General features: G+C 55.3%; 11 protein-coding genes and 1 riboswitch. Of the genes, 3 read left to right on the plus strand and 8 right to left on the minus strand.

Translation table 11 applies throughout. From position 1 onward, the window contains the following. Positions 1–108 precede the first annotated feature (108 nt). A complete protein-coding gene (gene murI / locus ACI2JR_RS23385; RefSeq protein WP_132731836.1) occupies positions 109–960 on the minus strand; it encodes a glutamate racemase in 852 nt (283 codons plus the stop codon). Continuing rightward, positions 905–2,773: a TonB-dependent vitamin B12 receptor BtuB gene (btuB, locus tag ACI2JR_RS23390; RefSeq protein WP_462479578.1), complete on the minus strand. Its 1,869-nt coding sequence runs from the start codon at positions 2,771–2,773 to the stop codon at positions 905–907. The genes murI and btuB overlap by 56 nt, the downstream gene beginning before the upstream one ends. A gap of 65 nt (positions 2,774–2,838) precedes the next feature. Next, positions 2,839–3,020: riboswitch (cobalamin riboswitch) on the minus strand. Between the two features lie 115 nt (positions 3,021–3,135). Here btuB and trmA point away from each other — a divergent pair. Then, positions 3,136–4,236, plus strand: coding sequence for a tRNA (uridine(54)-C5)-methyltransferase TrmA (gene trmA / locus ACI2JR_RS23395; protein WP_462479579.1), 1,101 nt, complete (start codon positions 3,136–3,138; stop codon positions 4,234–4,236). Between the two features lie 54 nt (positions 4,237–4,290). Here trmA and ACI2JR_RS23400 read toward each other — a convergent pair whose 3' ends face one another. Then, complete coding sequence (locus ACI2JR_RS23400; protein ID WP_132731833.1) at positions 4,291–4,650, minus strand: YijD family membrane protein; 360 nt, start codon at positions 4,648–4,650, stop codon at positions 4,291–4,293. Positions 4,651–4,665: 15 nt separating this feature from the next. Next, entirely contained in the window at positions 4,666–5,301 is a 636-nt protein-coding gene (gene fabR / locus ACI2JR_RS23405) for an HTH-type transcriptional repressor FabR (RefSeq protein ID WP_132731832.1), read from the minus strand. A 196-nt stretch (positions 5,302–5,497) separates the two neighbouring features. On the opposite strand from fabR, the gene sthA reads away from it, so the two are divergent. Further along, positions 5,498–6,898 (plus strand): Si-specific NAD(P)(+) transhydrogenase, encoded by a 1,401-nt coding sequence (gene sthA, locus ACI2JR_RS23410; protein ID WP_132731831.1) that lies wholly within the window; start codon positions 5,498–5,500, stop codon positions 6,896–6,898. On the opposite strand, the gene oxyR is transcribed toward sthA, so the two are convergent. The 4 genes from oxyR to argC form a co-directional block, all read right to left on the minus strand. Further along, positions 6,881–7,798: a DNA-binding transcriptional regulator OxyR gene (oxyR, locus tag ACI2JR_RS23415; protein WP_132731830.1), complete on the minus strand. Its 918-nt coding sequence runs from the start codon at positions 7,796–7,798 to the stop codon at positions 6,881–6,883. The two genes, sthA and oxyR, sit on opposite strands and share 18 nt — an antisense overlap. A gap of 277 nt (positions 7,799–8,075) precedes the next feature. Then, entirely contained in the window at positions 8,076–9,449 is a 1,374-nt protein-coding gene (gene argH / locus ACI2JR_RS23420) for an argininosuccinate lyase (protein ID WP_132731829.1), read from the minus strand. Between the two features lie 73 nt (positions 9,450–9,522). After that, complete coding sequence (argB, locus tag ACI2JR_RS23425; protein WP_132731828.1) at positions 9,523–10,299, minus strand: acetylglutamate kinase; 777 nt, start codon at positions 10,297–10,299, stop codon at positions 9,523–9,525. A 6-nt stretch (positions 10,300–10,305) separates the two neighbouring features. Beyond that, positions 10,306–11,310 carry an N-acetyl-gamma-glutamyl-phosphate reductase gene (gene argC, locus ACI2JR_RS23430; protein WP_132731827.1) on the minus strand — a complete coding sequence of 335 codons (1,005 nt, stop codon included), beginning with the start codon at positions 11,308–11,310 and terminating at the stop codon, positions 10,306–10,308. A 179-nt stretch (positions 11,311–11,489) separates the two neighbouring features. On the opposite strand from argC, the gene argE reads away from it, so the two are divergent. After that, positions 11,490–12,641, plus strand: coding sequence for an acetylornithine deacetylase (gene argE / locus ACI2JR_RS23435; protein WP_462479580.1), 1,152 nt, complete (start codon positions 11,490–11,492; stop codon positions 12,639–12,641). The last annotated feature ends 135 nt before the right edge of the window (positions 12,642–12,776 follow it).

The raw sequence follows: 12,776 nt of genomic DNA on the forward strand, positions 1-12,776 counted from the left end.
GTGCCGTTGTTCCGTGTCAGTGGAGGCGCATTATAGGGAGTTCTGAGACGTTGACAAGCCCTGTTTTAAAAAAACTTTTCAACCGTCTCTTTTTTGTGCAAAACGCCCTTAAAGCGGCAGCTTTTCCAGCGTCTCAAAGCCGTAACGCTGCAAAACGGGTAAAAGCTGTTCAGTTTCTGCCGTCAGTGCCATGCAATAGGCCAGATTCGCGGCGCTGGATTTCGCATCCGGGGCCTCATGCTCAAGCAGCCAGACGGTACGACGGGCAATCGCGGCACCGGAATCGATCATTCGCGTGCCTTCCGGCAGTACCTGCTGCAGCTCTTCCTGTAATAGCGGGAAATGCGTACAGCCCAGCACAACCGTGTCAGGCGGCTCTGCCATGCGCAGCCACGGACGCAGAATACGCCGCAGTTCATCCAGTGGGACCGGCTCGCCGTGCAGCTTCGCTTCCGCCAGCTCAACCAGCTCCGCGGAACCCAGCATCTCTATTTTACATTCATTGGCAAAGCGGCTGATCAGTTCACGCGTATAGGGACGCTTCACCGTACCGCGCGTTGCCAGCAGGCCGACAATACCATTCGCCGTCAAACGGGCTGCGGGCTTAATCGCTGGAACGACGCCCACGACGGGAAATGCGAATTTGTCACGCAGGGCGGGAAGGGAAACGGTACTGGCTGTGTTACAGGCAATGACGGCCAGCGCCAACGGATAGCGTTGTTGTACAGCGGTGACGATGTCGAGCACGCGTTCAACGATAAATTCTTCGCTCTTCTCCCCATAAGGGAAAGCCACGTTATCGAAAGCGTAGATGTAATGCAGATTCGGCAGCAGCTGCCGAATCTCATTATAAACCGACAACCCACCGACGCCGGAGTCAAACACCAGCACGGTGGGACGTGGATCAGAAGGTGTAGCTGCCAGACAAGTAGTATTCTCGTCCTGCAGTTTGGTAGCCATAAGCTGTCTCGTAATCTTTATCGAACAGGTTGGCTATTTTACCACGAACTGTCAGGCGATCGGTGATCGGATACGCTGCAGAAACGTCAACTGTGCTGTAGCTTGGCAAAATCCTCTGCGTATTATTGTACTGAGAGGTGTTGTTATCGTAACGCTTGCCATAGTACTGCCACGATACATCCATATCGACGTTGAACATCGTCCAGTCCAGCTGGTACTTCGCCTGGCGTTTCGAGCGTCTGGCCAGGACTTCACCATTATCGTCATTACGCGGGTCGATGTACTGCAACGTGACGCGATGGCTGAAAATGCCGGTATCCACACTCCCTGTCCATTCAACCCCTTTAATCGTTGCGGCGTTGATATTGTCATACTCACCTTCATAGGTGACAGGGTCTGAGTAATAGGTAATCAGGTTAGTAATCTTGTAGTGATACGCGGACAGGCGCCAGTCCAGCGGGCCGGTGATCCCTTCAAGCCCTGCTTCCCATTGTTTCGACTCTTCAGGCTTCAGGTTTGGGTTTGAGTTGATACCAAAACGGGTGGATCCAAACTGTTGTCCCAGGGAAGGAGCAAGGAAGCCGGTACCATAGCCGAGCGTCACGCGATAGTTTTCAACGAACTCCCAACCGGCGGTGGTCTGCCAGGTTCCGTGCCAGCCAAACTGTTCGTCATGGTCTTCACGGCCAGAGGCTTCAAGAGTCACATCGCCAAACTGCTGCTGTCCGGTCAAATAGAGGCCCGTGTTATCGCGCTTGTAGGTATCCGATAGCACCGTGTCCGACGAGGTCAGACGCTGCTGCTGCCAGTCGACACCCGCACTCACCGAGCCATGACCGACAATAAAGTTGTTTCCCCACTGCAGATTACGCTGAGTCATGCGATCGAGCGTGGTGCCATCATTATAACGGCCATAAATACTGCTGTAGTTGTAGTCTTTGACCTTCTGGTAACTGGCAATAAATTGCGAAGAGTAGATCCCGGAATTAAAGGTCAGGCCCGCATCCCAACTCTGGTTATAGAGTTGTTCCTCATCTGCGCTGTAGGATGGGCTGTAGGGCGGGCTTCCCAGATCGTAATCAGTGTTATTGGTATAACTACGACCGCGGAAGAAACCGGCAAAGTTATCGTTAAATTTATGCTCAAGGCTGCCCCAGAACGCTTTACTGCGGAAGCCATCGCGGTCCTGGTCATGATCCCAGGTTGAGCCAGGCTGGACGTTAAAGCCCTTATTTCCCTCATAAGAACCTGCGACCGTCGCGACAGTATCCCCAAAGCGCTGGCGCAGGGTGCCATCATATTGCTGGTAACCTTTCGAACCGACGCCGGCGGTGATCTTAGATTGTTCCTTATCAGAATGGGTGATGACGTTAATCACCCCTCCCATCGCACCGGAGCCATAAATCGCTGAACGCGGGCCGCGGATATATTCCACACGCTGTACCAGCGAAAGCGGAATTTGGTTCAGATCGGGGTTATTGGTAATGCCAGGGCGGGACATGGGAACGCCGTCTACCAGCACCAGTACCTGTTTGGCTTCTGTACCGCGAATAAACAGAGAAGAAGATTGCCCCATCCCGCCATTCTGGGCGATGTCCACCCCCGGCAATCTCCGCAGCACATCATTGAGATTTTTTGCCTGCCAGCGTTCGATATCTTCCCGGGTGACCACATCGGTCGGCGCAAGAACCGTATTGACCGGCTGTTGAAAGCGATTTGCTGTCACTACTAACGTATCTGAATGGCTGTCTTGCGCCCAGCCGGAAAATGCCGTGACGGAGAGAGCCGTCATCAGCGAAGCTTTTTTAATCATTGTAAAAGCATCCGTAACATATAAAGGATGCCGCGGGTTTCATCAGTAGCACGCGATGATAGAAACCAAATGCGACGTATTCCGGCAGGTCTTCGGGCTTGGGGCGTGTTATGGATGAAGACTTCCCACCAAATATCGGCAGTGTCTGCACAATGCGTTCATCCCACCATCCTTACCGCTGCGCGTCAGCCCCAGATTTACACTGGGTTCCCTTTTAACTCACAGGACCGGTTACACAATGCTATAATTAGCAACATATAGATGTCCAGACTTCTATAATTATATTTGATCCCTTATCTGGGCTGGACATCCCCGACGCTTTCCCTACAATCCCCGCGTACTTATTTTACTCAGGATGCATCATGACCCCCGAACACCTCCCCACCGAACAATATGAAGCGCAGCTGGCAGAAAAAGTCGTTCGTCTGCAAAAAATGATGGCGCCTTTTGCCGCGCCGGTTCCGGAGGTGTTTCGTTCGCCGGTCAGCCATTATCGTATGCGCGCGGAGTTTCGCCTGTGGCACGATGGCGACGACCTGTACCACATTATGTTCGATCCGCAGACGAAGTCCCGGATTCGCGTAGACAGCTTCCCGGCGGCCAGCGAGCTGATTAATCAGCTGATGACCGCAATACTCGACGGCGTGCGCAACAACCCGGTTTTGCGCCATAAGCTGTTCCAGGTCGACTATCTGACGACCATGAGCAATCAGGCCGTGGTGTCGCTGCTGTATCATAAAAAGCTCGACGACGCGTGGCGTCAGCAGGCCGAAGCATTACGCGATGCGCTGCGTGCGCAAAACCTCAACGTGCATCTGATTGGCCGGGCCACCAAAACCAAAATCGAGCTCGATCAGGACTATATTGATGAGCGCCTGCCGGTGGCTGGCCGTGAAATGATCTATCGTCAGGTAGAAAACAGCTTCACCCAGCCGAATGCCGCCATGAATATTCAGATGCTGGAGTGGGCGCTGGATGCCACCGCAGGAGCGACGGGGGATTTACTCGAGCTGTACTGCGGCAACGGTAATTTCTCGCTGGCGCTGGCGCGCAATTTTAATCGCGTCCTGGCTACGGAAATCGCCAAACCTTCCGTCGCGGCGGCGCAGTACAACATCGCGGCTAACCATATTGATAACGTGCAGATTATCCGGATGGCGGCAGAAGAGTTTACGCAGGCGATGAACGGCGTACGGGAGTTTAACCGCCTGCAGGGTATCGACCTGCAAAGCTATCAGTGTGAGACGATTTTCGTCGATCCGCCGCGCAGCGGGCTGGATAGCGAAACCGAGAAGATGGTGCAGGCGTACCCGCAAATTCTGTATATCTCCTGCAATCCGCAGACCCTGTGCCACAACCTGGAAACCTTAAGTCAGACCCACAACGTCACTCGCCTGGCGCTGTTCGATCAGTTCCCGTATACCCATCATATGGAATGTGGCGTGCTGTTAACGAAGAAGTAAGACGCCAGGAGAGAAACCCGGCAACGCGATGTTTGCCGGGTTAGCGCAGCAGAATTACTCCGCCGCCGCATCCTTACGGTTACGTATCCGGTAGCCAATCCAGAACACGGTGATGACCGACAGTACCGCCGGGAAGAAGTTAGAACCGATGTCCGGATACTCCGCACGCACCACGGTACTATAAAGCAGAACGCCCAGAATAAAGCAGGCGGCCGCCAGGCCCGGCAACCCCACGGGCATACTACGATTCTGGTAGCGCTGATGCAGGCAGTAAATCGTCAGCAGCAAGGACAGAATCGGGAACAGGGAAAAGGGAACAATCGAGCTGAACAGCGCGGCGAAGGTTCCATTTATGGACAAACCAGCGATCAGTGCCAGCAACAGCGTACCTTTATCTTGAACTGAGTGTTTCATTGCTCGTCCTTCACGTTATTCGGAATGATGTGACATTTTTTCTTGTTCGCGGCGATACCAGTAATACGCGCCTTTCGAGATCATTCTGAGCTGCAGTACCAGCCGCTCCTCCAGCTGTCGGCGCTGTTCCAGACCGACATCCAGCGCTTCAGCGCCGGCGCTGAAAACGATGGTGACCATAGCTTCAGCCTGCGCTTCGGTAAAGGCGCGCGGCATATGATTTTCGATTTCTAAATAGTCGGCAAGTTCCGCGATGAAATGCTGAATCTCGCGCGCCACGGCGGCACGAAACGCCGCGGAAGTGCCAGAACGTTCCCGCAGCAGCAGGCGGAAAGCGTTTGGGTTATTGCCAATAAATTCCATAAATGTGGAGACGGAGGTGCGTATCACGCTGCCGCCTTTGGCAATGCGCTGCCGCGCCTGGCGCATTAGCTGGCGTAGCATGAGTCCGCTCTCGTCGACCATCGTCAAACCTAGCTCATCGACATCACGAAAATGGCGATAAAAAGATGTCGGTGCAATCCCCGCTTCGCGCGCGACTTCACGCAAGCTCAAGCTGGCAAAACTGCGTTCAGCGCTAAGCTGACTGAATGCCGCTTCTACCAGCGAACGCCGGGTTTTCTCTTTTTGTAGCGCTCTTACACCCATCACGTTGTCTGAATCCTTCCAATATCCCTGCTGGCACTATACCAGAGATTAAAACTAATCGGTTTACACTGCTTTGTGAATGATTGTTTACGAGCCGATTCTGCTTTTATGCCGCAAAAAAGCACAACGATAATTGGGTTAAACTGCGGCGAATGTTATCATCGTGTTTATTTTATGTATAAAACAGGTGAGTAATGCCATGTCACACTCTTGGGATTATGATGCAATAGTGATTGGTTCCGGCCCTGGCGGCGAAGGCGCCGCCATGGGACTGGTTAAGCAGGGAGCGCGCGTTGCCGTTATCGAGCGCTATCATAACGTCGGCGGTGGTTGTACCCATTGGGGCACCATCCCGTCGAAAGCACTCCGCCATGCCGTCAGCCGTATTATCGAGTTTAACCAGAACCCCCTCTACAGCGACCACTCCCGCCTTCTTCGTTCTTCCTTCGCCGACATTCTTAACCATGCCGACAGCGTCATTAACCAGCAAACCCATATGCGTCAGGGTTTCTATGAGCGCAACCACTGCGAAATTCTGCAGGGCAACGCGCACTTCGTTGATGAACACACACTGGCCCTGGAATGTCACGATGGTACCGTCGAGACGGTTACCGCCGAGAAATTCGTCATCGCCTGCGGCTCGCGCCCGTATCACCCGGCGGATGTCGATTTTTCCCACCCGCGCCTGTACGACAGCGACTCCATCCTCAGCCTTCAGCACGAGCCACGCCATGTGATCATTTACGGCGCCGGGGTCATTGGCTGCGAATACGCGTCGATTTTCCGCGGGATGGAAGTGAAGGTGGATCTGATCAACACCCGCGACCGTCTTCTGGCGTTCCTCGACCAGGAGATGTCCGACTCCCTCTCCTATCACTTCTGGAACAGCGGCGTGGTCATTCGCCACAACGAAGAATACGAGAAGATCGAAGGCGTCGATGACGGCGTGATCATGCATTTGAAATCGGGCAAAAAACTGAAGGCGGATTGCCTGCTGTACGCCAACGGCCGTACCGGCAACACCGATTCCCTGGCGCTGGAAAATATCGGCCTGCAAACCGATAGCCGCGGCCAGCTCAAGGTCAACAGCATGTACCAGACCGCGCTACCGCATATCTATGCCGTCGGCGACGTCATCGGCTACCCGAGCCTGGCTTCAGCGGCCTACGATCAGGGCCGCATCGCCGCACAGGCGTTGATTAAAGGCGAGGCTTCAGCCCACCTGATTGAAGATATCCCGACCGGCATCTACACCATTCCGGAAATCAGCTCGGTGGGTAAAACCGAGCAACAGCTGACGGCGATGAAAGTGCCATACGAAGTGGGCCGCGCGCAGTTTAAACATCTGGCGCGAGCGCAAATCGTCGGGATGAGCGTGGGGACGCTGAAGATTCTGTTCCATCGGGAGACGAAAGAGATCCTGGGGATTCACTGCTTTGGCGAACGCGCGGCCGAGATTATTCATATCGGCCAGGCGATTATGGAGCAGAAAGGTGGCGGTAACACCATTGAGTACTTCGTTAACACCACCTTTAACTACCCGACCATGGCGGAAGCCTATCGGGTCGCTGCGTTAAATGGCTTAAACCGCCTGTTTTAACGCGCTGTCGAAATGGCCATCCATAGTACTGCGGATGGCCTCCGCCAGATGCTCATAGCGGCTGCGCAGCGGCGAACCCGGACGGTAAACCAGCCCGATGGTACGTCTCGGTTCCGGCTTAATGCACGGAATATACACCACGCCATCGCGTTTTCTCTCCTGCGGCACCGCTAACGCCGGCAGCAGCGTGATGCCGCTGCCGGCGGCAACCATGTTGCGCAGCGTTTCAAGACTGGTGGCACGAAAATGGGTATCTTCATCCGCACCGGCCTCAAAACAGAAGCCCATTGCCTGATCGCGCAGACAGTGGCCGTCTTCCAGCATCAGCAGTTTTTCCCCGGCCAAATCTGACATCGGCACGCGGTCACGATTGGCCCACGGGTGATCTTCATAGATTGCCAGCATCATCGGCTCATCAAACAGCGGCACCTCGATAAAGGCCTCGCTCTCTTTCACCAGCGCGAGGATCGCGCAGTCAAGCTTACCGCTGTCCAGCTGAGCCAGCAGTTGATGCGTTTGTGCTTCATGCAGGTACATTTCCAGCTTTGGAAAAGTCTGGTGCAGCATCGGGATTATTTGTGGCAACAGATACGGGCCAATGGTCGGAATCAGGCCAATATGCAGCGGCCCGGACATGGTCTCGCCCTGTTGACTTGCCATTTCCTTGAGCACTTTGACTTCGCGTAACACGGTACGCGCCTGATCCACCAGCAACAGTCCGGCCTGGGTAAACAGCACCTTACGGCTGGTGCGCTCCAGCAGCATAACCCCCAGTTCATCCTCCAGCTTGCGGATTTGCCCGCTAAGCGTGGGTTGGCTGACGTGGCAGGAGTCCGCCGCACGCCGGAAGTGGCGGTGCTCGGCTAGCGCAACCAGGTATTCAAGATCGCGAATATTCATTATTCATCCTCCGTCGCCATGATAGTTCATGGCGATAGATAGCATAGCAACGAACGATTATCCCTATCAAGGTTTCTGTTCAATAATAAACCCAGAAACGAGGCGAAGGTCAGAAAATCACCTGAACGTCTCACCATTTTCCCTACCCGAACAACTAAAGCCAACGTGAACTTTTGCGGACCTTGTGTCCGCTTTTTTTTTGCATAAAAAAGCCCGGGCAGAGCCCGAGCCTGTTTTATTCCTTTATCCCGTTCGTCTTACCCCGGAAAGCCAGGATTTACACCAGACGCTGTCTGGCGTCAGCCATCGCCTGCGCAACCTGCTTCGGTGAGACGCCGCCTTTTGCCGAGCGCTTATCGAGGCAGGACTGCAGCGACAGAATCGGATAGACATCGTCGGCAATCACGCGGCTAAATTTCTGCAGGTCAGCGAGGGCCAGCTCTTCCAGCGGTTTACCCTGCGCGATAGCTTCGACAACCGCTTCCCCTACAATATGGTGCGCTTCGCGGAACGGCACTCCTTTCGCTACCAGGTAATCCGCCAGCTCGGTGGCATTCGCATACCCCTGCTGCGCCGCTTCTTCGCAACGCGGGCGTTTGACCTGAATGCCATCCAGCACCAGCGCCGCCATATGCAGGCAATCAAGCCAGGTGTCGAGCGCATCGAACAACCCTTCTTTATCTTCCTGCATATCTTTGTTGTATGCCAGCGGCAGACCTTTCAGGGTCATCATCATGCCGGTCAGCGCCCCCTGGACGCGGCCGCATTTACCGCGGATCAGCTCGAGCGCATCAGGGTTCTTTTTCTGTGGCATCAGGGAAGAGCCGGAAGTGACGCGATCGGACAGCTCAATAAAACCGGCTTCGCCAGTATTAAAGAAAATCAGGTCTTCGGCGAAGCGGGACAGATGAACCATCCCAATCGACGCAGCGGAAAGCAGTTCCAGAACATGATCGCGGTCGGAAACGCTATCCAGGCTATTGCGGGTCGCGGAAGCAAAACCCAGCCAGCCGGCCAGCTGCTCACGGTCGATGTCGTAGGCGGTTCCCGCCAGCGCGCCGCAGCCCAAAGGGCTGACGTCCAGGCGTTTCAGGGCATCCTGCAGACGGCTTTCATCACGGGCCAGCATCTCAACATAGGCCAGGCACCAGTGAGCGAAGGTGACCGGCTGCGCACGCTGCAGGTGGGTATAACCCGGCATCACCGCATCCTGGTTGTTCTGTGCGGTATCCACCAGCGCGCTTTGCAGCTGACGGTTCGCGGAGAGCAGCTCCGCGACCGTATCCTTGCACCACAGCTTGAGATCGGTTGCCACCTGATCGTTACGGCTACGCCCGGTGTGCAGCTTCTTACCCAACTGGCCCACTTTATCGATCAGCTTGCCTTCCACCCAGCTGTGAATATCTTCCGCGTCGCTTTCCAGGATTTGCTGCGGATTAGCCCGCACCTCTTCCAGTAGCACGCTTAACGCCTCTTCGAGCTGCTGCTGCTCGGCGGCAGTGAGCACCCCCACCGTCACCAGCGCTTTAGACCAGGCGACAGAGCCAACGATATCCTGCTCCGCCAGGCGATAGTCGAAGCGCAAAGAGTCGTTGAACTGTTTGAACCGCTGATCTGCTGCCTGAGTAAAACGCCCGCCCCAGAGTGCCATAGTGTGCTTCCTTCAAATTGGTTTATTTCTACCGGGAAGCCATCGGCTGCCCGGTCTTCAAGATAATTAAATATCAGGCCAGAATACGCGTACCGATAGGCGTACCGTTAAACAATGCCGGCAGTTGCTCCGCATGGCGCCAGGAGGCGATATCCACCGGGCGACCGAGGGTACGCGCGGCATCCAGCGCGGCATTTACCTTGACGATCATCCCGTCGGTAATAATGCCTTGTTCGATCAGCTGCTCCGCCTTCGCGGCGGTCATTTCCGCAATACGCTGGCCTTTGCCATCGAGAATGCCGCTGACATCGGAAAGCAGGATCAGGTCCGCGCCGAGCGTCGCCGCCAGCGCGGTGGCCGCCTGGTCAGCGTTCACGTTCATCAGTTGCCCTTCATCCGTCACGCCGATAGAGCTGACCACCGGCAGGTAGCCGCCCGCCAGCAGCGTGTTAATCAGGGCCGGCGAACCCGGCTGCGCCAGGCCAACGTGGCCCAGCTCTTCATCAAGCTGAGTCACCTTAACGCTATCGCCATCGCCGAGGAACAGACCCACCGAAGCAAGATGATGTTTTTTCGCCCATGCCAGCAGCGTCTTATTGGCGGTCCCCGCCAGCGCGCCGGTAATAATATCGATTTGATCCGCTGGCGTGACCCGCAGACCATTTTTCTTATTCACCGGCAGATTGAGCTGTTTCATCAGCTCATCTACCACACAGCCGCCGCCGTGCACAATAATCAGCGGGCGATGATGCGTTTCACGGTAGTTAACCAGCGCGGTAAACAGACGCTCCAGCGCCTCTTCGCTATCGAGTAACACGCCGCCGAGTTTGATAATTAATGGGTTCATCATCACACCTTAAATAAGAGACTGCGTCTCAGCAAAGCCGAAACGAATATTCGCGCACTGGACTGCCTGCGCCGCCGCGCCTTTCAGCAGATTATCTTCTGCCGCTACGACGATAATATGTTGGTCCTGAACCGCAAAACCGATATCACAGAATGGCAGACCTACGACGTTTTTCAATGCGGGAACGCCTTTATCGTATAAACGCACCAGCGGTTTATCGGCATAGGCCTGTTGGAAAGCGTCGGCAATCTGCTCTTTGCTGACGCCAGGCTGCAGACGGCAGGTGATGGTTTCCAGAATCCCACGCTTAAAGTTGCCGAGATGCGGGGTGAAAATCACCTCCGCGCCAAGATGGGTCGAGATTTCCGGATGGTGGCGATGATTAAACACGCCGTACGGCTGCAGGCTCACTTCACAGAAGCTATTGCCGATCGCCGCTTTACGACCCGCGCCGCTGACGCCGCTGGTCGCGTTGATCACCGGCCACTGGGTAAGATCCAGCAGCCCCGCATCGATCAGCGGTTTTAACGACAGCTGAGCCGCCGTCGGATAACAGCCCGGGACGGCGACTAAATTCGCCTCTTTCAGTTTGTCGACGCTCCACTCGGCCAGACCATAGACCGCCTGCTCGAGCAGCTCCGGATGCTGATGAGTAAAGCCGTAATATTTTTCATAGAACGCGCCGTCGTTGACGCGAAAGGCACCGGACAGGTCAAACACCACGCAGCCTGCGGCAAGGAACTGCGGCGCCAGGTCGTGGCTCACTTCATGGGCGGTCGCGAGGAAGACCACATCCACCCCGGCGCTAAATTCGCTGATATCTGACATCGGCTGCAGCGGCAAATCCACGATGCCTTTCAGCTGCGGATGCAAATCGGAAATGAATTTCCCTGCATCATTGCTTTGCGCGGAGACCGTCAAAGCGGTTATGGTCATATGAGGATGGCGATTTACATAGGTCACTAGCTCTGCGCCGGCATAACCGCTGGCACCCACAATCAGCGTATTCAACATCGGGGCTCTTCACCTTCTTACGTCATATTTGCCCAGGAAGCGTCACTCTTCCTCACCCTGTTAAGCCGTAAGAGCCTGGCCCTACATTCTGTGGGTTTTCTTACGCTCAACGATAATGTATTTTTATTCATAAATACTGCATGAATATTGATACTATCATGACCCGAGGTGTGTCAACAATGAAAAACAATTTACCGCCCTTTATCGAGATTTACCGCGCATTGATCGCCACACCTTCCATCAGCGCAACCGAAGAGGCGCTGGATCAAAGCAATGAGACTTTAATCAATTTACTGGCTGGCTGGTTCCGCGAAATTGGCTTCAATGTCGAAGTTCAGCCGGTACCGGATACGCGCAATAAATTCAACATGCTGGCCAGTACCGGCCACGGTGCCGGCGGCCTGCTGCTCGCCGGGCATACCGATACCGTGCCGTTTGACGACGGCCGCTGGACTCGCGATCCCTTTGTGCTCACCGAACACGACAATAAGCTGTACGGTCTCGGCACTGCCGACATGAAAGGCTTCTTCGCCTTTATTCTCGATGCCCTGCGCGATGTTGACGTCAGTAAGCTGAAAAAACCGCTCTACATCCTGGCTACCGCCGATGAAGAGACCAGCATGGCCGGCGCCCGCTACTTTGCCGAAACCACGCAGCTGCGCCCGGACTGCGCCATTATCGGTGAACCCACCTCTCTGCAGCCGGTACGGGCGCATAAAGGCCATATCTCCACCGCCGTGCGCGTTCAGGGCCAGTCCGGCCACTCCAGCGATCCCGCACGCGGGGTGAACGCCATCGAATTAATGCATGATGCCATTGGTCGTATCATGCAGCTGCGCGATTCGCTGAAAGAACGCTATCACTACGCTGCTTTCACCGTGCCGTACCCAACGCTCAACCTCGGATCGCTGCACGGCGGCGACGCCTCAAACCGCATCTGCGCCTGCTGCGAGCTGCATATGGATATTCGCCCGCTGCCGGGTATGACTCTCAACGATCTCAACGGACTGCTGGATGAAGCGCTGGCGCCGGTGAGCGAACGCTGGCCGGGCCGCCTGACCGTCTCCGAGCTGCATCCGCCGATTCCTGGCTATGAATGCCCGCCGGATCATCAGCTGGTTCAGGTGGTCGAAAAGCTGCTCGGCGCGCAAACCGAGGTGGTGAACTACTGTACCGAAGCGCCGTTTATTCAGACGCTGTGCCCGACCCTGGTTTTAGGCCCCGGTTCCATTAATCAGGCCCACCAGCCGGATGAATATCTGGAAACCCGCTTTATTAAGCCGACCCGGGAGCTGATCGCCCAGGTCGTGCATCATTTCTGCTGGCATTAAAACAGCCCGCTCCCGCCTCTTTCAGCCGGGGCGGGACGGTGATATTTGTCACATTTCCATAAGCAACGCTTATCAGGCGACGCCTGAGTTAAATTTCGCAAATTGCCGCCATTTATTCGTTTGCTGAAGCGATTT

It is taken from the genome of Klebsiella sp. NPDC088457 (assembly GCF_044900465.1).
Lineage (GTDB): Bacteria > Pseudomonadota > Gammaproteobacteria > Enterobacterales > Enterobacteriaceae > Klebsiella.